The organism is Amycolatopsis antarctica, assembly GCF_002262875.1.
GTDB lineage: Bacteria > Actinomycetota > Actinomycetes > Mycobacteriales > Pseudonocardiaceae > Amycolatopsis > Amycolatopsis antarctica.
This window is the reverse complement of the sequence record NZ_NKYE01000007.1, coordinates 175,017-199,111: the sequence shown is the minus strand read 5'-3', so window position 1 is coordinate 199,111 and position 24,095 is coordinate 175,017. Positions and strand designations below refer to the sequence as shown.

Here is a 24,095-nt window from a genome sequence, read left to right as displayed (position 1 = left end):
CCGTCCGGCTGGAGCCACACTGTGCCACCCGCCGAGAGGCGACCGAGTGCGCCGGCCACCCACCTCCCGCGAAACCGCGCCCTTCCCCGGAGCTGCGGTCGCCGACGGTGGGACACCGCGGCGCGCAGCGTCACCGTTGAGGGCGGTGGTGGGCGACGGATTGAAACACCGCGGCGCCCAGCGTCACCGTTGAGGGCGGTGGTGGGCGACGGATTGAAACACCGCGGCGCGCAGCGTCACCGTTGAGGGCGGTGGTGGGCGACGGATTGAAACACCGCGGCGCGCAGCGTCACCGTTGAGGGCGGTGGTGGGCGACGGGTGGGATAAGTTGATCCGAGCTTTGGGGAAGGTTCGAAGGGGGAAGTCGTGCGCTACCGAGTCGAGGCCGCCGATCGTCCGGACGCGCTCTACGCGGTCTGGCGCGGACAGGTGTTCCGCGCACAGCGGTCCACCGCCGACGGAACGGTGCTGCTGGTGGTCCTGCAGGGGGAACAGGCCCCGGAGGGCTTCGACGCGGAGTGGAACGGGTTTCCCGCGAAGGTCGTGCCCGGCGAGGAAGCGGGCAGCACGTTCAGCCTGCACACCAACGTGTACTTCGACGACGACATCTACCGGGTCGCGCAGTCCTCGGCGTCGGACACGCTGACGCTGCGCTGGACCGGGCAGGACGAGGCGCGCGCCCGCGATCTGGGGCTGACGGACTTCACCGTGCGGGTGGGCCCGGAACGGCTCACCGCCCTGTGGCAGGAGCGGCACGACTTCGTCGAGGTCGCGGCCGACGGGCCGGAACCGGGCAGCGAGGACCAGAACGGACTGCTGCGCGGGATCGGCCGCACGCTGCGCGGGATCATGCCGGAGGGCTGGCAGCGCGTCGGCGCCCAGTTCCGCCAGGTCGGCGACTACGCGGAACTCGAGGTCCGTGCCGTGGTCGGCGAGGAGGCGGTGTCCGTGTCGCCGCCCGCGCAGCTCTCCGAACTGTTCGCGCGACTGCGGACGGCGATGTTCACCGAGGGCACCGGCACCTGGTTCCAGGGCACGTTCACGCTCGGCGCCGACGCCAACTTCGATTTCGACTTCGACCTGGACGCCGAACCGGGATGGCGACTCCCACCCGGTTCGCACGGCAGGCAGGGCGGCCGCTCCTACGAGGCCGAACTCGCCAGGTTCCCCAGGGACCGCGGGAAGGTCCCGGACTGGCTGGCGGCGAAGGGCGGCCTGCCGCTGGATGTGACGTTCCGGCAGCCGAAGATCGTCGACAACCACGTCGAGGGGGAGAAGCCGCAGGTCAACCGTCCGCCGGTGCCGCAGGAGGAAATCCGGCCGCTGCTGGACTACCTGTTCCGCGCGCCGGTGGTGCTGTCCCGGCCGGGACGGCTGACGGACATCCTCACGCCGAACGGCAAGCAGGACGTGCCGGACGCCTTCCACACCGACGGCACCTGGATCTGGCCCGCCGCCGTGCCGCACTACCTGCGCCGCTACGGTCTGCCGCCGGATCCGGAGCTGCTCGACCACGTCCGGGCGCACAAGTTCCGCCCGGCGTACGTCAGCGGGCGGCTGCTGGCCACGGCCGAGGCGGAGGTGCTGGGCAAGCCGCACCCGCCGCAGTCGGTTCGCGACCTTGCCGAACCGGACGCCGTCGCGAACGCCGACCGGGTCGCCGAGCCGCAGCCGGAACTGCGCGCCTCCGAGGCGCTGACGGTGCTGCGCAGGCGGCTCGGGGAGCAGGGCGTGCTGCCCGGTGCGTACCGGATCGGTGAGGCGGCGGACGGCGCCTGGTGCCTGCGCCGTACCCCGATGGGCTGGGAGGTGGCGCTGCACGACGGCGAGCCCGTCGACCCGGTGTACTTCCCCAGGGTGGAGGCGGCGGCCCGGTTCCTGCTCGGCACACTGCTGCTGTTTCCCGCCAGGGCGCGGGTCAGCGGCCCGGACGAGACGCAGCTCCGGGAGCCGCCGACGGACTGGCCGGTGGTCCCGATGCGTGGCGAGCCGCCGTTGCACTTCCTCCACGGCAAGCGGATGGTCACCGTTCCACCGGGCACCGTGCTGCAGCGCTTCGGTCAGGAGAGCGGCAACCTGCTGCACGCCGAGGACGCCACCTTCGCCGAGACGGCGCTGGCGGCCGAGCGGGAACACGAGCGGCACCTCTACCGGGTGCGCAGACCGTTGCGGGTGCTCACCGGTATCGCCGTGCCGTGGGGCGGGCTGCCCGGCGGGGCGGTGTCGTACCTGCTCTCCCGCGCGGTCGGGCACCACGTGGAGACGGGCGCGCTGGAACGCCGCTGACCCGGCGGCTCAGGAGCCGGGAGCGGCGGTGATGCCCTCCTCGGCGGCCCACTTGCGCAGCTCGCGCACGGCTTCGTCGTAGTCGAGCGGGCCACGGTCGAGCCGCAGCTCCTTGAGGAACGACCACGCCCTGCCCACCTGCGGGCCCGGCGGTACGCCCAGCAGCTTCATGATCTCGTTGCCGTCCAGGTCCGGCCGGACCCGCGCCAGGTCCTCCTGCTCGGCGATCCGGGCGATCCGCGCTTCCAGGTCGTCGTAGGTGCGCTGCAACGCGTTCGCCTTGCGCTTGTTGCGGGTGGTGCAGTCGGCGCGGACCAGCTTGTGCAGGCGGGGCAGCAGGTCACCGGCGTCGGTGACGTAGCGGCGGACCGCCGAGTCCGTCCACTCGCCGTTGCCGTAGCCGTGGAAGCGCAGGTGCAGGAAGACGAGCTGGGACACGTCGGAGATGACGTCCTTGGGGTACTTCAGCGCCTTGAGCCGCTTGCGGGTCATCTTCGCGCCGACGACCTCGTGGTGGTGGAAGCTGACGCCGCCGCCGGACTGGAACTCGCGCGTGTCGGGCTTGCCGATGTCGTGCAGCAGCGCGGCCAGCCGCAGCACCAGGTCCGGTCCGGCGTCCGGGTCGTCCCGGCGTTCCAGGTCGATCGCCTGCCGCAACACCGTCAACGAGTGCTCGTAGACGTCCTTGTGCTGGTGGTGCTCGTCGATGGCCAGCCGCATCCCGGGCACCTCGGGCAGCACGTGTTCGGCGAGTCCGGTGTCCACCATCAGCCGGATCCCGGCCAGCGGGTCGGCGCCGGTGATCAGCTTGGACAGCTCCGCCTGCACGCGTTCGGCGGTGATCCTGGTGATCTCCGCCGACATCGCCGTCATCGCCTCGACCACGCGCGGCGCGGGTTCGAAGCGGAGCTGGGCGACGAACCGGCAGGCGCGCAGCATCCGCAGCGGGTCGTCGGCGAAGGACTCCTGCGGGGTGGCCGGGGTGTCCAGGACGCGCTTGGCGACGGCGTCGAGGCCGTCGTGCGGATCCACGAAGGTCTGCGAGGACAGTTCGATCGCCATCGCGTTCGAGGTGAAGTCGCGGCGCAGCAGGTCGCCCTCGACGGTGTCGCCGAAAGTGACCTCGGGGTTGCGGCCGACGCGGTCGTAGGAGTCGGCGCGGAAGGTGGTGATCTCCAGCGTCGCCCCGTCCTTGGTGACGCCGACGGTGCCGAACGCGATCCCCGTCTCCCACACCGCGTCCGCCCAGCCGCCGACGATCCGCAGCACCCGGTCCGGCCGGGCGTCGGTGGTGAAGTCCAGGTCCGAGGAGAGCCTGCCCAGCAGCGCGTCGCGGACGCTCCCGCCGACCAGGAACAGCCGGTGACCCGCGGCGGCGAACCGTTCGGTGAGCTCGCCGGTGACCGGCCAGATCCGCATCAGCTCGGCTACCGCGTTCTGCTTGGCGTCGCGCTCGTTCACTTGGATCCCACCGACGAAGAGGTGCACTTACTACACACACGTACGGACACAGACACGAGAAGCCAGCGTACCGGCGAAGTCGTTTGCTCTAGCATCGCAGCATGCCTGGATCGGCCGGTCGCTCCGGTGGTGCCAAACCGGGACGCCGGACACGGCGCCGCCGCGGCAGGAGGCTGACCACGGTGGACGAGACCTCGGCGGGCGGCCTCGTGGTCGACGCCGAACGTAGGTGTGCCGCGCTGATCGGCAGGCTGGACCGGCACGGCAAGCTGTTGTGGTCACTGCCGAAGGGGCACATCGAGGACGGCGAGACGACCGAGCAGACGGCCGTGCGCGAGGTGAAGGAGGAGACGGGTATCTCCGCCACCGTGCTCAGCCCCCTCGGCACGATCGACTACTGGTTCGTCGCCGATCGCAGGCGGGTGCACAAGACCGTCCACCATTTCCTCCTCGAGGCGTACGGCGGCGAGCTGTCGGACGAGGACGTGGAGGTCACCGAGGTCGCCTGGGTGCCGTTGCACGAGCTGGACACCAGGCTCGCCTACGCCGACGAGCGCAAGCTGGTACGCAAGGCGCGGGAGTTGTTCCACGAGACCGCGGCTGCCGACGAGGCAGCGGATTGAACCGGATTGAACGAGGCCGACCACAGATGAAGCGGCTCGCCGCATGCACACTGGCACTGATCCTTCTCGTCCTGGCCGGGTTCTTCGGCGCCGGACCGGCCAGGACGCCGTCCGCGGACGCGCAGCAGATCGAGGACGCCCCCAGCAAACTGAAGCTGGACGTGGACGAGCTGAGCCCGCGGGTGCTCACCTCGACGTCGAGCACACTGAACGTGTCCGGGCGGATCACCAACACCGGCGATCGCCTGATCAGCGACGTCAAGGCGCAGTTCAAACTGGGCGAGCGGCAGACCTCGGAGCGTCAGCTCGGTGAGTCGCTGGCCGAGGACCCGCCGACGGACAGTTCCCGTTCCCCGTTCGTCGACGTGGTCGCCGCGCTCGCCCCCGGGCAGAGCGCGCCACTGTCGATCAGCGTTCCGCTCGACGACCCGGAGGGCCTGTCGATCCGGCGTCCCGGGGTCTTCCCGTTGCTGGTGAACGTCAACGGCACCCCTGAGTACGGCGGCCCTGCACGGCTGGCCGCGCTGAGCACGCTGCTGCCGGTGCTGAGCGTGCCCGGCGGCGACGGCCCGGAGACGCCGGTCGCGCCGCGCAGTGTGTCGATGCTGTGGCCGATCGCCGACATGCGGCCGCGGATCGCGGCGGCGCCGTACGGCATGCCCGTCGAACTCACCGACGACGATCTGGCCAGCGATCTGGCCCCGGGCGGCAGGCTGGACGCGCTGGTCGGTTCCGCGGCGATGGCCTCGCAGGATCCGCGGCTGGCCTCCTCGCTGTGTTTCGCGATCGACCCCGACCTGCTGGACACCGTGGTGTCGATGACGCGGGGCTACAACGTGCGCGGCACCTCCGGGCCGGTGCCGGGGCAGGGCCAGGAGGCGGCGAACCGCTGGCTCGACTCGCTGCGGAAGCTGACCGAGGGCCGGTGCGTCATCCAGATGCCGTACGCGGACGCGGACCTGAACACGCTGTCCAGGGTGCAGCCGGAGGAGAAGGGTTCGGCGCTGGTCACCTCCGCGGTCAGCGGCACCCCGCTGATCGAGGGCGTGCTCGGCACCCAGTTGCTGCCCGGCGTGCTCTGGCCGGACGGCGCGATGGACTCCGGGACGCTCGGCACGCTCGGCGAGGCCGGCGTCTCGGCGATGATCACCGACCCGAAGCGGCTCGCCTCGGAGAGCCCGCTGACGTCCGGGGTGGGCATCGACGGCACCGGTATCCGCGCGCAGCCGTTCGATCCGCTGCTGGCGGCGGCGCTGGCCGGCAACAGCGGCCGCCCGCAGTCGGCCGTAGGCTCGGCGAAGCCCGCCGACGAACCCGACATCGCGACGCAGAACGGCCTGGCGACGCTGGCGTTCCGTACCGGGCTCGGCGGCGACGCCGACTCCGAGCCCCAGGGCGCCCCGTTACTGCTCGCCCCGCCGCGGCACTGGAGCGCCCCGCCGCAGGAGCTGTCCCGGTTCCTCAGCGGCATCGGGCAGCTCGCCGACGTCGGAATGGTGCGTCCCGCGCCCTTGCAGCAACTGCTCACCGCCCCCTCGGAGGGCACCGCGCCGATGCCGTACACGGCAGCCGAGGTGGCCGAGGAGTCGCCGGGCGAGGTGGTCACCGAGATGTCCGGGATCGAGGAGGAGTTGAGCGACCTCGGCGGGTCGATGGGCGTGGATCCGACCGTGCAGGTCGATCCGGCCGCGCTGCTGCAGCCGGTGCGCAACGGCATCGTCCGCGGCAGCTCGACGGTGTGGCGCGGCAACGGCAGCCGCGCCGCCACCGCGACCGGGGACGCGCGGGGGCAGCTCGACGCCATCCGTTCCCAGGTGCGGATCGAGCTGCCCGGCCAGGTGATCTCGCTGGCCTCCGGTTCGTCGCCGTTGCCGGTGTCGGTGCGCAACGAGCTGCCGGTGCTGATCAACCTGCGGATCGACCTGTCCCAGGCGACCGGGCTCCGCCCCGGCGACCAGGCGACGTTCGGCGTCCCGGCGACCCTGTCGGTGACCAACCGGGTACCGACCGAGGCGCTGCGCCCCGGCCGGTTCAGCGTGAACGTCTCGCTGACCACCCCCAGCGGGGTGACCCAGCTCGGCCCGACGGCGCGTTTCGAGCTGACGTCCAACGAGTACGGCGCGATCACCATCATCGTCACGTTCACCGCGGCCGGCGCCCTGCTGCTGCTCTCCGCCAGGCGCATCTACAAGCGCGTACGGGCGAAGCGACAGGTTCAGGTCCCGGCCGACTACCCTGGACCGACGGAAACGGTCGTCGACGCAGGGCGCTGAGTTGTGAACGCTGAGGATTGGGCAGGTGTTGGACAGAGAGCCGACCTCGCGACCCGAGCGTGAGGTACCGCGCTCGGAACGCGAGCGCGCGCAGCCACCACGAGCCGATCAGCCCAGGCAGCGTCAGCAACCCCCGCCGGACGGGCGGCGTCGTCAGCCGCCCCCGCCGCCGGACGGAAGGCGCAGGCAGCCCCCGCCGGTCGGCGACGGTCCGCGTCGCAGGCAGCCGCCCCCGCCGCCGCCACCTCCGGTGGACGGCAGGCGCCGCCCGCCACCGGCCCGCAACCAACCGCCGGCCGAGCAGCGGCGCGACGGTGGCCGACGCCCGCCTCCGCCACCGCCGCGCAGGCAGCCGCCGGTCCGCCCGTGGCACCAGGAGCAGGACGGCAGGCCGTCCGCCCCGCCACCGGAGACGCGCGGCGAGCAGACGATGCTCATCCCGCGTGCGCCCGGCGAGCTGCCGGGGGTGCGCTGGCCGAGCGCCGACCCGGACGTCTCCCGTCCGTACGACGAGCTGGCCACCCGGTTCCTGCCGCGCGTCGCGTTGCCGACACCTCCGGCGGAGGCGATCGGCGAGGGACCGCCCGCGGCGTCGGGTGCCGAGGAGGCGGACGGCAAGAAGGCGGCCCCTTCGCTGGTCAAGGCCAGCAGCCGGATGGCCATCGCGACGCTGACCAGCCGGATCACCGGGTTCGCCTGGAAGGTGATGCTGGCCGCGGTCGCCGGGCTCGGCGTGCTGAACGACTCCTTCACCGTCGCCAACACGCTGCCGCTGATCATCAACGAGCTGCTGCTCGGCGGCGTGCTGACCAGTGTGATGATCCCGCTGCTGGTGCGTTCGCAGGACGACGAGGACGGCGGCGAGGCGTACACGCAGCGGCTGCTGACGATCGCCGGCAGCGTGCTGCTGCTGGGCACGGTCGTCTCCACGGCCGCGGCACCGTTCATCACCTCGCTGCTGGTGTCCGACACCGGCGGCGCGAACCCGGCGCTGGCCACCTGGTTCGCCTACCTGCTGCTGCCCGGCCTGCTGTTCTACGGGCTGTTCGCGGTGCTTTCGGCGATCCTCAACGCGAAGCAGATCTTCGGTCCCGCCCAGTGGGCGCCGGTGGCGAACAACATCGTCATCTTCCTGACCATCGCCGTCTTCGCGCTGCTTCCCGGCGACGCGACGATCGTGCCGCAGCAGATGAGCGAGCCGCGGGTGCTGGTGCTCGGGCTCGGTGTGCTGGCGGCGATGGTCGTGCAGGCCCTGTACCTGATCCCGGCGCTGAAGCGGTCCGGTTTCCGGTTCAAGCTGCGCTGGGGCCTCGACGACCGGTTGCGCGAGTTCGGCGGGCTGGCGCTGTGGATCCTCGGCTACGTCGTGGTCAGCCAGATCGGCAGCGTCATCAACACCCGGGTGCTGACCTCCGGCGCGGAGGGTGGCGCCTCGACGTACTCGAACGCCTGGCTGCTCTTCCAGCTCCCGTACGGCGTCATCGGCGTCTCGCTGCTGACGGCGATCATGCCGAGGATGAGTCGCGCCGCCGCGGACGGCGACACCGGCAAGCTGATCGCCGACCTGTCCTACGGTTCCCGGCTGACGACGATCGCCCTGCTGCCGATCTCCGCGGTGATGGCGGTGGCCGGCACGTCGATCGGTGTGGCGCTGTTCGCCGTCGGCAACGGTGACGTCGCCGACGCCGAGCGGCTCGGTCAGACGCTGGCCGTGTCGGCGTTCGGGCTGCTGCCGTACGCGCTGGTGATGCTGCAGATGCGGGCGTTCTACGCGATGAAGGACTCGCGGACGCCGACGTTGATCATGATCGTGATGACGGCGGTGAAGGTTCCGCTGCTGTACCTGGCGTCCGGGATCCTCACCCCGGAGAACGTCGTGCTCGGCGTGATGCTGGTCAACTCGCTGGTGTTCGTGATCGGCGCGATCCTCGGCCAGGTGTGGCTGTGGGTGCAGCTCGGCAACCTGCGCAGCAAGCGCGTCATCGGCGTGATCCTGTTCACCGTCGTCGCGAGCGGGCTGGGGGTGCTGGCGGCGGCGCTGGTCGGGTTGCTCGTACCGGATTCGATCAATGCCACGCTCGGTGCCTGGATCAAGCTGATTCTGCAGGGTGTGGTCGGAATCGGCGTCTCGTTCGGAGTACTGATCGCGCTGAAGGTCGACGAGCTGGAACCTGTTACCCGCAGAATCACCCGCTTGCTCAAGCGGGGCTGATCCGCGGGTGTGGTGTGGGCCCGCGTGCGAGTCGCGTACGCGGGGGATTCACGTACCCTCGGCTGGGAGATGCACGGGGAGAGTAGGGCGTGGACACAAGGCGGAACGAGCAGACAGGTGGTCAGTCCCGGGTGGGTGTGAACGCACAGGACGGGACCACTCCTCGTCGTGCCTCCGGGGCGAGCAGGCGGAACGCACCGCTGGCCCCCGGGGGTGTCGTCGGTGACGGCCGCTATCGCCTGCTCGCCCAGTTCGGCATCGACGAGCGGGCCGGGGCGCATCTGTGGCGGGCTCGCGACGGGCAGCTCCGCCGGGACGTCGCGCTGACCATGCTGGTCGGCGATCCGGCCGACACCGCTGCCGCCGCCGTCGCCCGCCGCACCCTGGAACGTGCCGCGCACGCCGGCAAGTTCAACCACGCCGGCGTCGCCCGGGTGCTGGACGTGCTCAGTCTCGGCAACGGCATCTCGTCCGGCGAGGGGATGCTCGGCATCGTCGTCGCCGAGTGGACGAAGGGCTCCGACCTCGTCGACCTGGTGAACAACCAGCCGATCGAACCCGGTGCGGCCGCGCGGATGGTCGCCGGGCTGACCGAGGCCGTCGAGCAGGCACACCAGTCCGGCCTGGTGCTGGGGCTGGACCATCCGCAGCGGCTGCGGATCACCCCGGAGGGCAGGCTCCGGCTCGCCTTCCCCGGTCCGCTGCCCGAAGCCACGCTGCGTGACGACGTGAAGGCGCTCGGCGGGCTGCTGTACCTGCTGCTGACGGGCAAGTGGGCGTTGCCGGAGGGCCCGTCCGCGATCCAGTCGGCGCCGCGTTCGCCGAGCGGCCGGGTGGTGCCGCCGCGTTCGCTGCAGTCCGAGGTCCCGGCGGAGCTGTCCTCGCTGGCCGTGCGCACCATCGAGGACGGCGGGCACGGCGGCATCCGCACCACGGCGGCGATCCTGCGCGTGCTCGACCAGGCGGCCGAGGCGCAGGAACGCACCCAGCTCATCAAGACGGTCGGCGCCACCGCGGCACCGGTGGAGGACGAGGGCGACGGCGTCTGGACCACCTCGAAACCACCGAAGGACGCGGCACGGCGGCGGAAGCTGGCGATCGGGCTGACCGTCGTCGTGGTCGCCGCCGTGGGCATCCTGGCCTGGCTGGGCATGATGGCGATCAGCTTCTTCCAGGACGACCCGTCGTCCGGTGGCCCGCCGGTGAACGTCGCCGATCCGACGAGCCAGCAGGCCCCGCCGCCGGGCGAGGCCCCCGCGCCGGAGCCGCCCGCCGCGGGCGGCGAGCCGGTGAAGGCGGCCTCGGTGAAGGTCTACAACCCGGAGGGCGAGGGCGACAGCCCGGCGCGTGCGGAGAACGCCATCGACGGCGATCCGGCCACGGTGTGGAAGACCGACGCCTACAAGCAGCAGTTCCCCGGGCTGAAGCCGGGCGTCGGGCTGATCGCCGAGTTCGAGTCGGACGTGACCGTCGGCAAGGTGCGGATCGACTCCGGCACGGCGGGCACAGCGGTCGAGATCCGCGTGGCCGACGACGACAACCCGCAGCTCGACAGCACCCAGGTGGTGGGCAACGGGGAGATCACCGGACCGCAGACGGAGATCGCGCTCCAGACACCCGCTCAGGGCCGCCACATCCTCGTCTGGATCACGAAGCTCGCCGGTGAGGGCGACCAGCACGAGTCCGAGATAGCCGAGATCACGTACCTGCCCTGATCCCGGACCGTGGCCGGCGACCGCCCTTAGTAGTCTCTTACGGGTGACCGCAGCAGCACCCACGGACGCCGATCTCCTGGCAGCGCACGCCGCCGGGGATCCGCATGCGTTCAGTGAACTCGTCAAGCGGCATCGGGACCGGATGTGGGCCGTCGCCTTGCGCACGGTTCGCGACCCCGAGGAAGCCGCCGACGCGCTTCAGGACGCCTTCATCTCGGCGTTCCGCGCGGCCGGCAACTTCCGGGCGGAGTCGCAGGTCACGACCTGGCTGCACCGGATCGTGGTGAACGCCTGCCTGGACCGTGTCCGGCGCAAACAGGCCCGGCCGACCGTCCCGCTGCCGGAAACCGGATTCAACGAGCCCGCCTCGCCGCGCGACTCGATGTCGGAGCGGGAGACGAAGCTGGTCGTCCGCGAGGCGCTGGACCTGCTCTCCGAGGATCAGCGCGCGCCGATCGTGCTGGTCGACGTCGAGGGCTATTCGGTGTCCGAGACGGCACGGATGCTCGGCATCGCGGAAGGCACGGTGAAGAGCCGGTGTGCGCGCGGCCGGGCCAAACTCGCGAAGTCTCTCGGGCATCTGCGGAACCCGGACGCGGAACCGAACGTCCCAACTCACGAAAGCAAACACGACGGCGCCGTTCGGCATGATCCACGGCGCACGTTGCGGCCGGATCGGTCGCAGCGTGAGAGGGAGGGACGATGACGGACCGTAGCCGGGGGACTGGCGGGGCCGTCGGCCCGCCATGGTCTGTCGACCTGCTCGCCGACCTGCAGGCCGGGGTGCTGGACGAACGGGAGGCGGCCGAGTTGTGGCCGCGGGTCGAGCACGATCCGGAGGCGCTGGCCATCCTGGCGGCGCTGGACTCCACGTCCGCGGACCTGGCCGGGCTCGCCGAAGCGCCCGCCGAACCGATGCCCGCCCACTTCGCCGCCCGTCTGGACGCCGCGCTGGCCCAGGAGTCGCAGCAGCGCGCGGCGGCCACTTCCACTGCCGGGCCGGCCGCGGTGCCCGCGGCGGCCGCCGAACCCGGGGTCGCACCCGTGGTCAGCATGGATGCCGCCCGCCGGAAGCGGAACAAGCGCATCGGCTGGGGGGCCGGTGTGCTGACGGCCGCCGCCGCTGCCGTCGCGGCGATCGCCATCGTCGTCCCGTCGAACTCCACGACCGGCGGCGACGCCGTCGCGCAGCCGTCCTCGGCGCCCGCGCCGGGCGCGGAGCCGCCGCTCGCCCTGCAGGAGGAGGGGTTGAACGCGGGAGCGATCGGCCCTGCCGTGAACGCCCGCGACTTCGGGCCGCTGGAGAACGAGGACCGGCTCGCCGCCTGCATGGAGTCCAACGGCATCGACCCGTCGATCAAGCCCGCGGGCATCCGCGGGGTCACGGTGGACGGTCAGCCCGCGACGCTGATCCTGCTGCCCAGCGGGCAGATCGGGCAGTTCAGGCTGGTGGCCTTCGCACCGGACTGCGGCCCCGGCAATCCGGGCACGGTGTTCGACAGGACCGTCGGATAGCGGCGCGGGCCACGTATCGGCAGGCACGGGAACACCGACCCTTACGATCGTGTTGACCGTATTAGTCCCACGGTCACAAGCGATGCGGAGGTCACGGGTGGCTGCAGAGAACGTTCGGAACCTGATCATTGTGGGCTCCGGGCCCGCCGGCTACACCGCGGCCGTCTACGCCGCCCGCGCCCAGCTCGAACCGCTGGTGTTCGAGGGTTCGCAGTTCGGCGGGGCGCTGATGACCACCACCGAGGTGGAGAACTACCCCGGCTTCCGTGAGGGCATCCAGGGCCCGGACCTGATGACGGAGATGCGCGCGCAGGCGGAGCACTTCGGTGCGGAGCTGCGCTCGGAGGACGTGGAGAGCGTCGAGCTGGACGGCGAGGTCAAGTACGTCACCGCGAACGGCAACCGGTACGCCGCCAGGGCCGTGATCCTGGCGATGGGTGCGGCCGCGCGCTATCTGCACGTGCCTGGTGAGCAGGAGCTGCTGGGCCGAGGCGTGTCCTCGTGCGCCACCTGCGACGGCTTCTTCTTCCGCGACCAGGACATCGCCGTCGTCGGTGGTGGCGACTCAGCGATGGAGGAGGCCACGTTCCTGACCAAGTTCGCCCGGTCGGTGACGATCGTGCACCGCCGTGAGGAGTTCCGGGCGTCGAAGATCATGCTCGAACGCGCCCGGGCGAACGAGAAGATCCGCTGGCAGCTCAACTCCGCGATTGACGAGGTGCTGGGCGAGGGCAAGGTCAGCGGCCTCAGGTTGAGGGACACCCGTTCGGGCGAGGAATCGACCTTGGATGTGACGGGCTTCTTCGTCGCGATCGGTCACGATCCGCGCAGCGAACTCGTCAAGGGTCTGGTGGACACCGACGCCGAAGGCTACGTCCTCGCGAAGGGCCGTAGCTCCTACACGAACGTGGACGGCGTGTTCGCCTGTGGCGACCTGGTCGACCACACCTACCGGCAGGCCATCACCGCGGCCGGTTCCGGCTGCACCGCGGCGATCGACGCGGAGCGCTGGCTGGCCGAGAACGAGGTGACCGGGGAGGCGGAACAGGCCGCCGAGCTGGTCGGCGGCGGCTACGGCGCGTCCGCGAGCTGATCGTTTTCCCGTTACCCACACAAGTTTCCGACCCGAGGAGAGAACATGGCCGACACCGTGAAGGTTTCCGACTCCAGCTTCGCCGACGACGTCCTGACCAGTGAGAAGCCGGTACTGGTCGACTTCTGGGCGACCTGGTGCGGCCCGTGCAAGATGGTCGCCCCGGTGCTCGAGGAGATCGCCGCCGAGCACGGCGACAAGCTGACCGTCGCCAAGCTGGACATCGACCAGAACCCGAACACCGCGCGCGACTACCAGGTGATGTCGGTGCCCACGCTGATCCTGTTCCAGGGTGGCAAGCCGGTGAAGCAGATCGTCGGCGCGAAGCCGAAGGCCGCGCTGCTCTCGGACCTGTCCGACGTGCTCGCCTGAGCGAGCCGGATTTCCTTCGGGCCGGTCGGCGCGTCATGCTCGTCCGGGGGGATCGTCACCCACGTGGTCGACGGTCCCGCGAACCGGCGAGAACACACGCACCGACCGGCCCTGCGCGCTCACCGAGAGTCGGCAGGGCACAATAGAGGCTCTGGTCGATGACCACAGCCAAATCTGCCCAGCATCGGACTAAAGTCGGTGCCCAAGGAAGAGCGAGGAGTGCATGCGGGTACTCCGCCGCGGTGACGTCGGACAGGAAGTCGCCGAGATCAGGACGATGCTCGTCGCCCTGGGCCTGCTACCCGAGTCGTACGCGACCGGTGAACCGGCCTTCGACCCGGGCGTCGAGCACGCGTTGCGTGCGTTCCAGCAGCGCCGGGGACTGATCACCGACGGAGTGGTCGGCACGGCGACCTACCGGGCACTTCGCGGTGCCAGCTACCACCTCGGCAGCAGGCCGCTGGCGCATCTGATGTCGGCGCCGGTGTTCGGCGACGACGTGCTCGCCCTGCAGGAGCGGCTCACCGAGCTCGGCTACAACTGCGGGCGTCCGGACGCGGTCTTCGGTCCGCAGACCGAGCACGCCCTGCGGAACTTCCAGCGCGAGTACGGCCTGACCGTCGACGGCATCTGCGGCGCGGCCACGATCCGTGCCCTGCGGCAGCTCTCCTCCCCGCGTGCCCGTGGCGGCAGCCCGGTGTACCTGCGTGAACGGGAGCAGGTGCGGCAGGCGGGCTCGCGGCTTCGTGGCAAGCGGATCGTCATCGATCCGGGTCACGGCGGCTCCGACACGGGCATCGAGTTCGGTGGGCTGCGCGAGGCGGACCTGGCGTGGGACCTGGCGCGCCGGCTGGAAGGCCGGATGAAGGCGACCGGCATGGAGGCCCTGATCTCGCGGGGGCCGCAGCAGGGGCCCGCTGAGGCGGAACGGGCGGAGTTCGCCAACGAGGCGGGCGCCGACCTGTTGCTGTCGTTGCACTGCGACCAGAACCCGTCGCCGTTCGCGCAGGGCGTCGCGAGCTACCACTACGGCACCGGTGACGGCGCCACCTCGACCGTCGGCGAGCTGCTGGCGGGTTTCATCCAGCGGGAACTGGCCGCGCGTACGGGGCTGCGGGATTGCCGCACGCACCGTAAGACGTGGGAGATCCTGCGGATGACGCGCTGCCCGGCCGTCCGGGTGGAGATCGGCTACCTGACGAACCCGGACGATCACCGCAGGCTGGGTGAGGCGGCGTTCCGCGACGTCGTGGCGGAGGGGCTGCTCATCGCCGTCAAGCGGCTGTACCTGCTCGGCGAGAACGACCAGCCGACCGGCACCTTCACCTTCGCGGACGTGCTCGCGCACGAGCTGGCCAAGGCCGAGTAGCACGGTTTCCGCTGGTCAGCGCCTCGATCCGGGCCCAGACCAGCCCCCGCCCTTCCCGGGGGGCAACCCCGGCTCCAGCGTATCCACTCGCCCAGCCCCGAAGGCCCGCGCCCGAAATCTGTGGACAACTCGATGCGATGTGGACAGCTTGTGGGCAACTCGCGCCGAGGCCGCCGGGGGCCGATGTTATGCGCGCGCCGCGCTCGGCTCGGCCGTGCTGATCGAAACCTGCCCGAGCAGACGCTCGAGGGCAGCTTCGACGTCTTCCTTCCAGGAGATCGCCGAACGCAGCTCCAACCGCAACCGCGGCCACTTCGGATGCGGCCGGACGGTCTTGAAACCGACCGACTGCAGGAACTCCGACGGGACGACGCAGGTGTGCCCGCCGACGCCCTCCTCCGGCTCGGACGGCTGCGCGTCACCGAACGCCTCGATCGCCCGCACACCGCGCTTCGTCAGATCCTTGGCGACCGCCTGCACCAGCAACCGCCCCAGCCCGCCGCCGCGGAACTCGGGCAGGACGTGGAAGCCGGTCAGCAGTACGGCATCCGCACTGGCGGGCGAGGTGGGGAAGGCACTGGAACGGGGCACGGCGTTCGGCGGGGCGTACAGCACGAAACCGACCGGGAGGGTGTCGCTGAAGACGATACGGCCGCAGGCTCCCCATTCGAGCAGGATTGCCGAGACCCAGGCTTCCTTCTCCACCTCGGTGTCGCCGAACTCCTCGGCCTGCGCCTTCAGGTGTGGCGCGAGTTCCCAGTAGACGCAGCGGCGGCAGTCTTTGGGAAGCTGCTCCAGGTTGTCCAGCGTGACGCCAACGACGCGTCGCGACACCCGACCTCCCCGAAACGGTGAACCCCTCCGTCCTCCAGATGCCGGGCGTGCTCAGACGCCGACCGGACGGCCTGCCGCAAGGATAGGCGGATGTGACGCACATCGAAAGGGCGGGAGCCCCAAGGAGGGCACGGTTACACTCGATGGACTGCCTACCTGGTAGGACCACGCCCTGCGACTTGCCTGCGAAGTGTCCGATGACTGCTTCTCCGCCCGAACCGCGGCCCGGGCCAACGCCCGCGGCCACCGGTCACCAGAACCTCGACCCGCACCTCGACCGCTACGCGGCGCGGACGAAGGGCATGACGGCCTCGGAGATCCGAGCGCTCTTCGCGGTCGCCAGCCGGCCCGAGGTCGTGTCCCTCGCGGGCGGTATGCCGAACCTGGCGGCCCTGCCGCTGGAATCGCTGTCCACGCAGATGGCCGAGCTGATCTCCGAGGACGGGCTCAGTGCGCTGCAGTACGGCTCCGCGCACGGCGTACCCGCGCTGCGCGAGCAGATCTGCGAGGTCATGGCACTGGAGGGCATCTCCGCGCATCCGGACGACGTGGTGGTGACCGTCGGCTCCCAGATGGGCCTGGACATGGTCACCCGGCTGTTCTGCGACCCGGGCGACACGGTGATTGCCGAGGGACCCTCCTACGTCGGCGCGCTCGGCTCCTTCGCCGCGTACCAGGCGGACGTCGTGCACGTCGCGATGGACGACGACGGCCTGGTGCCCGCCGCTCTCGCCGAGGCCCTCAGCCAGGCCGAGAAGAACGGCAAGCGGGTCAAGTTCCTTTACACCATCCCGAACTTCCACAATCCCGCCGGCGTTACGCTCGCCATCGAGCGGCGCGGCGAGATCCTGGAGATCTGCCGCCGCCACGACGTCCTGGTCGTCGAGGACAACCCCTACGGTCTGCTCGGTTTCGACAACCAGACCTACCCCGCGCTGCGTTCCACCGACCCGGACAACGTCGTGTACCTGGGCTCGTTCTCCAAGACCTTCGCCTCGGGTCTGCGCGTCGGCTGGGTGCTCGCCCCGCACGCGGTACGCGAGAAACTGGTGTTGGCGGCCGAATCCGCGACCCTCTGCCCCCCGACGCTCAACCAGCTCGTCGTGTCGCGTTACCTGTCGACGCACGACTGGAAGGGCCAGGTCAAGACGTTCTGCGAGAACTACCGCGAACGCAGGGACGCGATGCTGTCCGCCCTCGAACAGCACATGCCCGAAGGCTGTACGTGGACAAGGCCGGACGGCGGCTTCTACGTCTGGATGACGGTGCCCGAGGGCGTGGACACCAAGGCGATGCTGCCGAGGGCGGTCACCGCCAGGGTCGCCTACGCCTCCGGGACCGGCTTCTACGCCGACGGGCTGGGCAGCAGGCAGATGCGCCTGTCCTACTGTTACCCGACGCCGGAACGTATCCGTGAGGGTGTTCGCAGGCTGGCCGCCGTGCTGGAGTCGGAGATGGACCTGGTGCGCACCTTCGGCAGCGTCACCGCACGCAAGCTCTCCGGACCGCAGGCGCCCTCACCGGACACGGAGTAACGTCCGTCCGAAGTAGACTGTCCACATAGAACGTCCGAAGTAGACGGTAAGAAGCAAGGGGTTTTCCAGGTGGCCGAACGCAGTGTCGCAGTGCTCGCAGGCGGCCTCTCCCACGAACGAGACGTCTCGTTGCGCTCCGGCAGGCGGTTGTCCGCCGCCCTGCGCGGCCAGGGGCTGACCGTGGAGGAATGGGACACCGACGCCGGCCTGCTCAAGCGGCTGCGCGACCAGCGGCCGGACGCCGTCGTGGTGGCCCTGCACGGGGGCGAGGGCGAGAACGGCTCGGTGCAGACCGTGCTGGAGATGCTCGGGATCCCGTTCGTCGGCTCGGGCGCGCAGGCCTGCCGCCGTGGCTGGGACAAGCCGACCGCGAAGGCGCTGCTCGCCGCCGCCGAGCACGACACACCGGACTGGGTCGTGCTGCCGCACAGCACGTTCCGGGAACTCGGCGCCCAGGGCGTGCTGGACGCGATCGTGGAACGCATCGGGCTGCCGATGATCCTCAAGCCCGACCAGGGTGGCTCCGCGCTCGGGACCCAGGTGGTCCGCGACGCGAGCGAACTCCCGGCCGCGATGGTCGGCTGCTTCGCCTACGGCGACACGGTGCTCGCGGAACGCTTCGTGGATGGCGTCGAGGTGGCCGTGACGGTCGTCGAACGCGCCGAGGGGCCCGTGGCCCTGCCGGCGGTGGAAATCGTGCCGGAGAACGGCGTCTACGACTACACCGCGCGTTACACGGCCGGGCTCACCGACTTCTTCACACCTGCCCGGCTCGGCGACGACGCGGCCAAGGCGGTCGGCGAGTTGGCCGTGGCCGCGCACCGGCTACTCGGCCTGCGCGACATCTCCCGGACCGACGCGGTCGTCCGCCCGGACGGCACCGTCCAGTTCCTGGAGGTGAACCTGTCCCCGGGGCTGACCGAGACCTCGACCGTGCCGATGGCCGTGGAAGCCTCCGGCGACACGCTCGGCGAGGTGTTCGCCGAGCTGGTGGATCGGGCGGTCCATCGCGCCGGTTGACACTAGTCGACTTGTCGTCCTGGGATCGTCCGGGCGACACTGGTTCACCCGAGGGCCCTGCCAAACGGCGGGGCCCTTCGTCATGATCACCTCGGCTGCCGTCGAACCCGTTCCTGCCGGCGGGCCGCACAAGCCACTACTGAACGCATTCCAGTGGTCGACCGACAGAAATCATCACCGTGACGAAATACCCTGGGGTGATCCCTAATCGGTTTTGGATGTCCGATTTGACTGATTTGAATCGATGATCGACACGATGCGCTCAAGATCGTCTACGGAGCCGAATTCGACCACGATCCGCCCCTTCCGCCGTCCCAGATCGACCTTCACCTTTGTGTCGAAGGTGTCCGAGAGCCGGTTGGCGAGATCCTGCAGACCCGGCGCCTGCATCGGCTTGCGAGCGGCAGGCTTGGGCTTCGGGGGAGCGGCGCCCTTCGCCAGAGTCACCGCCTCCTCCGTCGCCCGGACCGACAGGCCCTCCGCAACGATCCGAGTCGCCAGCTCTTCCTGACCGTTCGCGTCCTCCAGCGACAGCAACGCACGTGCGTGCCCCGCCGAGAGCACCCCAGCGGCCACCCTGCGTTGCACGGGAAGCGGCAACTTCAGCAAGCGGATCGTGTTCGTGATGACCGGGCGGCTGCGGCCAATCCGGCCGGCCAGCTCCTCGTGAGTCACCTCGAACTCTTCGAGTAGCTGTTGATACGCCGCCGCTTCTTCGAGCGGATTCAGCTGAACTCGGTGGATGTTCTCCAGCAGAGCATCGCGGAGCATCGCCTCATCGGCGGTCTGCCGGACGATCGCCGGAATCGCTTCCAGCTCCGCCTGCTGCGAGGCACGCAGGCGACGCTCACCCATGACGAGCTCATACTCATCGTCCGGGAGTTGCCGTACGACGATCGGCTGCATGAGGCCGAACTCGCGGATGGAGTGCTCCAGCTCGGCGAGCGCGTCCTCGTCGAACACCGATCGCGGCTGCTTCGGGTTCGGCTTGATGGAGCCGACCGGGATCTCCCGGTACACCGCACCGGCGACCTCGCCGGCATGCGAACCGACGGCCCCGTTCGCACCGAACCAGCCTTTGTCGCCGTCCGGCGCGGCCGACGGGTCCGGCTTCGGTGCAGGCTCAGCAGCCGGCGCTGGGTCCGCGTTGACCGGCGCGGTCGGGATCAACGCGGCAAGACCTCTACCGAGGCCGCCCCTCCGTTCGTTCATGCTCCCGCCCCTTTCTCGGTCGTACCGCCGCGAGCGCCACGTTCGGCGATCTCGCGTGCGGCATCCAGGTAACTCATGGCGCCACGTGAACCCGGGTCGTACGCGAGGACGGTCTGGCCGTATCCCGGCGCCTCGGACACCTTCACACTGCGCGGGATGACGGTCTTCAGCACGACCTCGCCGAAGTGGTTGCGCACCTCGTTGGTCACCTGGTCCGCCAGCTTGGTGCGGCCGTCGTACATCGTGAGCACGATCGTCGAGACGGACAGCTCGGGGTTCAGGTGCGCCTGGACCAGCTCGATATTGCTGAGAAGCTGTCCCAGCCCCTCCAGCGCGTAGTACTCGCACTGGATCGGAATGAGTACCTCGCGTGCGGCGACCATCGCGTTCACCGTGAGCAGTCCGAGCGAGGGCGGGCAGTCGACGAAGACGTAGTCCACGCCGAGCTCGTCGAGTGCGTCGTCGGACAGCGCCTCCTTCAGCCGCGACTCCCGCGAAGCCATCGAGACAAGCTCGATCTCCGCGCCGGCGAGATCGATCGTCGCCGGGACGCACAACAGGTTGGGGGACTGCTCGCTGACCGCGGCGGCTTCCGCCAACGTGGTCTCTCCCAGCAGCACCTCGTAGACGGAGGGGGTGCCGGAACGGTGCTCCACATTGAGAGCGGTGCTCGCGTTGCCCTGCGGGTCGAGGTCGATGACCAGGGTCTTCAATCCGTGGATCGCGAGCCCGGCCGCCAGGTTGACGGTGCTGGTCGTCTTGCCGACACCGCCCTTCTGGTTGGCAACGGTCAGGATCCGCCGTTTCGTCGGGCGCGGTAGCTGGTTCTCCTCGGGGTGCAGGACCCGTGCGGCCCGCTCCGCTTCCTCCGCGATGGGAGTCCAGCCTGGGTGCTGGGGGACTTCGGGGACGTCGTGCGGCGAGGCTGGATTCACCGGTTGCCACCTCGTCCGGTCGTTACCGCCTCGGTCGCGCTGAGTTCGCGCAGTTTCACGTGGAACATGGGCCGCTCCGTGCTGCTCGTCATCTACTCGGCAATCCTTCCATCTCGACGCGATTCCGACTGCGTTCTCGTCACTCGCGTCCACGCCGCTGTCGCTTGCGTGCCTGACTCTTCGTCTCCGCCTGGGTGCGCTCGATGGAGACCAGGTAGGTCGGCGTCTCCAGGAGTCCGCCTCCGCATTCGACGATCTCCGCTTTGCCCCCACCGGAGCGGTGGACGGCTAGCTGATCCCGCTCCACCTCCTCGGCGGCGCTCGCACCCTTCAGCGCAACGAGCACACCGCCCGGACGAACGAGCGGCAGGCACCATTGCGCGAGCTTGGCCAGCGGGGCGACCGCGCGTGCGGTGACCACATCCGCGTGGCCGAGCTGATCGCGGATGACGCGCTCCTCGGCGCGTCCCCGTACGACGGTGATCTCCAACCCCAGGGTCTCCACGACTTCGTTCAGCCAGTCGACCCGGCGAGCCATCGGCTCCAGTAAGACGATACTGAGGTCCGGTCGGCTGATCGCCAACGGCACTCCCGGAAGACCCGCTCCGGATCCGACGTCGATCACCCGGGCTCCCGATGCGACGCGATCGCCGACGACGGCCGAGTTCAGCACGTGCCGATCCCAGAGCCGGTCGACCTCACGCGGACCGATCAGGCCACGCTCGACGCCGGACCTCTCCAGCATCCGCACGTAGGCCTCGGCCAGCGGCAGACGTTCACCAAATATCTGCCCCGCTGCCGGCGGCGCCACCATCCCCGCCTCGTCCACACCCACTACATCTCTCCTCAATCGTCCCGTTTCACGTGAAACGGGGTGCCTGCGATTGTCCCCGACAGGGGAGCCGATACCGCACGACAGACCGCAACTGTGGACAAGTCCACGTAGCCGGTCAGCCGCTTGGTCCAAGCCCGGCGAGTTTCACGTGAAACGACACCGGTGTAACTCCCTGAACGCAACGACGCCGCCCACCGATTCGGTGGGCGGCGTCGTCGGATACCGGAGTCGCGTGTCAGTCGGGGATGACCACGACGCGGCGCTTCGGGTCCTCACCCTCGCTCTCGCTGTGCACCCCGTCGACGGCGGCCACGGCGTCGTGGACCACCTTCCGCTCGAACGGGCTCATCGGCTGCATCCGCACGCTCTCGCCGGAGGACCGCACACCCTCAGCGGTCGACTTGCCGAGCTCGCGGAGTTCCTCACGACGGTCGGCACGCCATCCGGCGATGTCGAGCATCAGCCGTGTGCGGGAGCCGGTCTCCTGCTGAACCGCGAGACGGGTCAGCTCCTGCAGCGCCTCCAGGACGTTGCCACGGGGGCCGACCAACTTCTCGAGATCCTCACCGCCGTCGATGCTCACGATCGCCCGGCCCGCCTCGACGTCGAGGTCGATGTCACCGTCGTAGTCCAGCACGTCGAGCAGGCGCTCCAGGTAGTCGCCTGCGATGTCGCCTTCGTGGACCAGGACGTCGTCCTCGACGCCCTTCTCCTTCTTGGTTTCCGGCGCGTCAGTGGTGACCGCGTCGTCCCGCTCGGTGTCGATCTCCTGGACCGTCTCCGACATGGCTGTCTCCTCTCCAGACCCGGGCTGTGTCACCGACGCTTGCGTCCCGACTTCTTGGTCGAATCGCTGACGACGCCCGGGACCCCGGTCCCGTTCTCGCTCGAGCTCTTCTGCTCGGTGGTCTTGTTGTTGGGTGTGCCCGGCTTCTTGGCCTGCTGGCCCTTCGGCTTGCCCTGCGCGCCGCCGTTCTTGGCCCAGGCACCGCCGCCCTTCGGGTTGCCCTTGGCCGTACCGTTCTTTGCTCCGTTGCCGCCCTTGGTCCCGTTGCCGTTCTTCGCGCCGTTGCCGTTCTTCGCGCCGTTGCCGTTCTTCGCGCCGTCCTGCTCCGTCTCGTCGGTCTGCGGAGCGTTCGGCTTCTTCGGCTGGTTGGGCTTCTGGCCCACCTTCGGCTTCTGGCCGACCTTCGGAGCGGCGGCGCTCCGCTTCTCGACGGCTTCGGACTTCTTCTTCGCTTCTTCCTTGTCGATCTTCGTGTAGACGAGCCGCTGCTGCATCAGCGTCCAGCCGTTGTTCGCCAGCCAGTAGATGAGCAGACCGATCGGGAAGAGGGCACCGAACACGAGCACACCGAAGGGGAAGATGTACATCGTCAGCTTGTTCATCATCGCGGTCTGCGGTGTGGCGGATGCCGGGTTCTGCCGGGCCACCGAGTGCCGCGCGGTGAGGTGCGTCGCGATGCTGGCGACGATCATCAGCGGGATGGCGACCGGCGCGACGTTCCACGTGAAACTGCCACCCGCGCCGGCACCGCCGACGAGCGTGGAGTTGTAGATCGCGTCGCCGAGGTTCACACCGAAGATGTCGGCCTGGACGTACGAGCTGACGTCCGTCTGGGAGAAGAAGTAGTTACCGTCGGTCTTCTGTTCCACCGGCAGGTTGCTGAACATCCGCAGCACGTGGTTCAGACCGATGAACACCGGGATCTGCAGCAGCATCGGCAGGCAGCTACCAAGCGGGTTGACGCCGTGCTCCTTCTGGAGCTTCTGCATCTCCAGCGCCTGGCGCTGCTTGTCGTTCGCGTACTTCTTCTGCACCTTCTTGATCTCGGGTGCGAAGTCCTGCATCTTCTTCATCGACCGGACCTGGTTCACGAACGGCTTGAACATGATGCCGCGGACCGTGAAGGTCAGGAAGATGATGCCCAGGATCCAGGCGAACGCGTTCTGCTCGCCGAGCACGAACCCGAATACCTTGTGCCAACACCAGAGGATGAACGACACGGGGTAGTAGATGAAGTCGAGCACTGAGCTACTCCTCGATTGATGTATCGGGTCTCTGGTGGCGGAAGCCGAACTTCTCCGGAACGGGGTCCAGGCCGGGGAAGGTCCACGGACCGCAGCGCATCAGCCTGCGCACCGCGAGGTAGAAGCCTCGAGCGGCGCCGTGCCGAGTCAGTGCTTCCGCCGCGTACGCGCTGCAGCTCGGATGGAACCGGCACTGCGGCGGGAAGAAGGGGGAGATCGCCTTGCGGTAGAAGCGCACGGGCAGCAGCAACACCCACGCGGCCGGGGTCGGCCGGGTCCTGCCCGGGCCCTCCGATGGGGTCGTGTCGCTCCTGGCGACCTGCGCTTCACTCACACTGTTGGTCCGATTTCAACGCCGGCGTCGGCGATCGCGTCCGAACGTTCGTTCGCCCGCGATCCTGGACTTCGCCGGCCCGCGGCTGTCCCGGCCGACGACGAGCCGAGTCGCCGCAGCGCCACATCGAGATCCGAGCCGAGTTCGGCACTGGACGCTGTGGCCGCGGGCGGAAGGGCCCGTATCACCAACGAACTGCCCGGCGGCAGGGTTCCGAGGCGATCCGCGACGAGGTGCCGCAGACGCCGGGACACGCGATGCCGTACGACCGAGTTGCCGACGGCCTTGCTCACGACGAAGCCGGCTCGGCTGACCGCAGGGTTACCCGTGGACGCTGCGAGCAGGTGCACGACCAAGCGGCGGCGCCCGGCTCGGGCGCCGCCTCGGATGACCGTGCGGAAGTCTTCACTCCGCCGTAGCCGCTCATCGGCGGGCAGCAC

General features: G+C 69.8%; 21 protein-coding genes. 12 read left to right on the top strand and 9 right to left on the bottom strand.

The window, feature by feature from the left end:
- The first annotated feature begins 366 nt into the window (after positions 1-366).
- Positions 367-2,286 (top strand): TNT domain-containing protein, encoded by a 1,920-nt coding sequence (locus tag CFN78_RS13820; protein WP_094863175.1) that lies wholly within the window; start codon positions 367-369, stop codon positions 2,284-2,286.
- A 9-nt stretch (positions 2,287-2,295) separates the two neighbouring features.
- Here CFN78_RS13820 and CFN78_RS13815 read toward each other — a convergent pair whose 3' ends face one another.
- Positions 2,296-3,747 (bottom strand): CCA tRNA nucleotidyltransferase, encoded by a 1,452-nt coding sequence (locus CFN78_RS13815; RefSeq protein ID WP_094863320.1) that lies wholly within the window; start codon positions 3,745-3,747, stop codon positions 2,296-2,298.
- A gap of 101 nt (positions 3,748-3,848) precedes the next feature.
- Here CFN78_RS13815 and CFN78_RS13810 point away from each other — a divergent pair, with 101 nt between their 5' ends.
- The 9 genes from CFN78_RS13810 (at position 3,849) to CFN78_RS13770 (ending at position 14,919) form a co-directional block, all read left to right on the top strand.
- Positions 3,849-4,370: an NUDIX hydrolase gene (locus tag CFN78_RS13810; protein WP_094863174.1), complete on the top strand. Its 522-nt coding sequence runs from the start codon at positions 3,849-3,851 to the stop codon at positions 4,368-4,370.
- A 26-nt stretch (positions 4,371-4,396) separates the two neighbouring features.
- The gene (locus tag CFN78_RS13805) at positions 4,397-6,643 is read left to right on the top strand and encodes a DUF6049 family protein (protein ID WP_205660509.1); all 2,247 of its coding nucleotides are present in this window, start codon (positions 4,397-4,399) and stop codon (positions 6,641-6,643) included.
- A gap of 430 nt (positions 6,644-7,073) precedes the next feature.
- On the top strand, positions 7,074-8,855 hold the full coding sequence (murJ, locus tag CFN78_RS13800; RefSeq protein WP_094863173.1) for a murein biosynthesis integral membrane protein MurJ: 1,782 nt from the start codon (positions 7,074-7,076) through the stop codon (positions 8,853-8,855).
- A gap of 89 nt (positions 8,856-8,944) precedes the next feature.
- The gene (locus CFN78_RS13795) at positions 8,945-10,570 is read left to right on the top strand and encodes a protein kinase family protein (protein ID WP_094863172.1); all 1,626 of its coding nucleotides are present in this window, start codon (positions 8,945-8,947) and stop codon (positions 10,568-10,570) included.
- A gap of 43 nt (positions 10,571-10,613) precedes the next feature.
- The gene (gene sigM, locus CFN78_RS13790; RefSeq protein ID WP_240519438.1) at positions 10,614-11,276 is read left to right on the top strand and encodes an RNA polymerase sigma factor SigM; all 663 of its coding nucleotides are present in this window, start codon (positions 10,614-10,616) and stop codon (positions 11,274-11,276) included.
- A complete protein-coding gene (locus CFN78_RS13785; protein WP_094863171.1) occupies positions 11,273-12,085 on the top strand; it encodes a hypothetical protein in 813 nt (270 codons plus the stop codon). The genes sigM and CFN78_RS13785 overlap by 4 nt, the downstream gene beginning before the upstream one ends.
- Positions 12,086-12,182: 97 nt before the next feature.
- The gene (trxB, locus tag CFN78_RS13780; RefSeq protein WP_094863170.1) at positions 12,183-13,178 is read left to right on the top strand and encodes a thioredoxin-disulfide reductase; all 996 of its coding nucleotides are present in this window, start codon (positions 12,183-12,185) and stop codon (positions 13,176-13,178) included.
- Positions 13,179-13,223: 45 nt separating this feature from the next.
- Entirely contained in the window at positions 13,224-13,550 is a 327-nt protein-coding gene (trxA, locus tag CFN78_RS13775) for a thioredoxin (RefSeq protein WP_094863169.1), read from the top strand.
- A 223-nt stretch (positions 13,551-13,773) separates the two neighbouring features.
- The gene (locus tag CFN78_RS13770) at positions 13,774-14,919 is read left to right on the top strand and encodes an N-acetylmuramoyl-L-alanine amidase (RefSeq protein WP_094863168.1); all 1,146 of its coding nucleotides are present in this window, start codon (positions 13,774-13,776) and stop codon (positions 14,917-14,919) included.
- A gap of 186 nt (positions 14,920-15,105) precedes the next feature.
- Here CFN78_RS13770 and CFN78_RS13765 read toward each other — a convergent pair whose 3' ends face one another.
- Positions 15,106-15,753, bottom strand: a complete 648-nt coding sequence (locus CFN78_RS13765) for a GNAT family N-acetyltransferase (protein WP_094863167.1) — start codon at positions 15,751-15,753, stop codon at positions 15,106-15,108.
- Between the two features lie 197 nt (positions 15,754-15,950).
- Between CFN78_RS13765 and CFN78_RS13760 the strand changes: the two genes are divergently transcribed.
- Together CFN78_RS13760 and CFN78_RS13755 are read left to right on the top strand one after the other, a co-directional pair.
- On the top strand, positions 15,951-17,288 hold the full coding sequence (locus CFN78_RS13760; protein ID WP_094863166.1) for an aminotransferase-like domain-containing protein: 1,338 nt from the start codon (positions 15,951-15,953) through the stop codon (positions 17,286-17,288).
- Between the two features lie 69 nt (positions 17,289-17,357).
- Positions 17,358-18,308, top strand: a complete 951-nt coding sequence (locus CFN78_RS13755; RefSeq protein ID WP_094863165.1) for a D-alanine--D-alanine ligase family protein — start codon at positions 17,358-17,360, stop codon at positions 18,306-18,308.
- A gap of 204 nt (positions 18,309-18,512) precedes the next feature.
- Here the strand turns inward: CFN78_RS13755 and CFN78_RS13750 are convergent, their stop codons facing one another.
- The 7 genes from CFN78_RS13750 to rnpA form a co-directional block, all read right to left on the bottom strand.
- Positions 18,513-19,520 (bottom strand): ParB/RepB/Spo0J family partition protein, encoded by a 1,008-nt coding sequence (locus CFN78_RS13750; protein WP_094863164.1) that lies wholly within the window; start codon positions 19,518-19,520, stop codon positions 18,513-18,515.
- Positions 19,517-20,455: a ParA family protein gene (locus CFN78_RS13745; protein WP_094863163.1), complete on the bottom strand. Its 939-nt coding sequence runs from the start codon at positions 20,453-20,455 to the stop codon at positions 19,517-19,519. The genes CFN78_RS13750 and CFN78_RS13745 overlap by 4 nt, the downstream gene beginning before the upstream one ends.
- 139 nt (positions 20,456-20,594) lie before the next feature.
- On the bottom strand, positions 20,595-21,290 hold the full coding sequence (gene rsmG, locus CFN78_RS13740; RefSeq protein ID WP_420807880.1) for a 16S rRNA (guanine(527)-N(7))-methyltransferase RsmG: 696 nt from the start codon (positions 21,288-21,290) through the stop codon (positions 20,595-20,597).
- Between the two features lie 235 nt (positions 21,291-21,525).
- On the bottom strand, positions 21,526-22,077 hold the full coding sequence (locus tag CFN78_RS13735) for a Jag family protein (RefSeq protein WP_094863162.1): 552 nt from the start codon (positions 22,075-22,077) through the stop codon (positions 21,526-21,528).
- 29 nt (positions 22,078-22,106) lie between these two features.
- Positions 22,107-23,321 (bottom strand): membrane protein insertase YidC, encoded by a 1,215-nt coding sequence (gene yidC, locus CFN78_RS13730; RefSeq protein WP_094863161.1) that lies wholly within the window; start codon positions 23,319-23,321, stop codon positions 22,107-22,109.
- Between the two features lie 4 nt (positions 23,322-23,325).
- Positions 23,326-23,655 (bottom strand): membrane protein insertion efficiency factor YidD, encoded by a 330-nt coding sequence (gene yidD / locus CFN78_RS13725; protein WP_094863160.1) that lies wholly within the window; start codon positions 23,653-23,655, stop codon positions 23,326-23,328.
- Positions 23,652-24,095, bottom strand: a complete 444-nt coding sequence (gene rnpA / locus CFN78_RS13720; RefSeq protein WP_094863159.1) for a ribonuclease P protein component — start codon at positions 24,093-24,095, stop codon at positions 23,652-23,654. The genes yidD and rnpA overlap by 4 nt, the downstream gene beginning before the upstream one ends.

Bases quoted from the DNA above. Each gene is read 5' to 3' on its own strand.
- CFN78_RS13810 (WP_094863174.1), top strand. From the start codon at position 3,849: ATGCCTGGATCGGCCGGTCGCTCCGGTGGTGCCAAACCGGGACGCCGG.
- CFN78_RS13805 (WP_205660509.1), top strand. From the start codon at position 4,397: ATGAAGCGGCTCGCCGCATGCACACTGGCACTGATCCTTCTCGTCCTG.
- murJ (WP_094863173.1), top strand. From the start codon at position 7,074: ATGCTCATCCCGCGTGCGCCCGGCGAGCTGCCGGGGGTGCGCTGGCCG.
- CFN78_RS13785 (WP_094863171.1), top strand. From the start codon at position 11,273: ATGACGGACCGTAGCCGGGGGACTGGCGGGGCCGTCGGCCCGCCATGG.
- trxA (WP_094863169.1), top strand. From the start codon at position 13,224: ATGGCCGACACCGTGAAGGTTTCCGACTCCAGCTTCGCCGACGACGTC.
- CFN78_RS13770 (WP_094863168.1), top strand. From the start codon at position 13,774: ATGCGGGTACTCCGCCGCGGTGACGTCGGACAGGAAGTCGCCGAGATC.
- CFN78_RS13760 (WP_094863166.1), top strand. From the start codon at position 15,951: ATGACTGCTTCTCCGCCCGAACCGCGGCCCGGGCCAACGCCCGCGGCC.
- CFN78_RS13750 (WP_094863164.1), bottom strand. From the start codon at position 19,520: ATGAACGAACGGAGGGGCGGCCTCGGTAGAGGTCTTGCCGCGTTGATC.
- CFN78_RS13735 (WP_094863162.1), bottom strand. From the start codon at position 22,077: ATGTCGGAGACGGTCCAGGAGATCGACACCGAGCGGGACGACGCGGTC.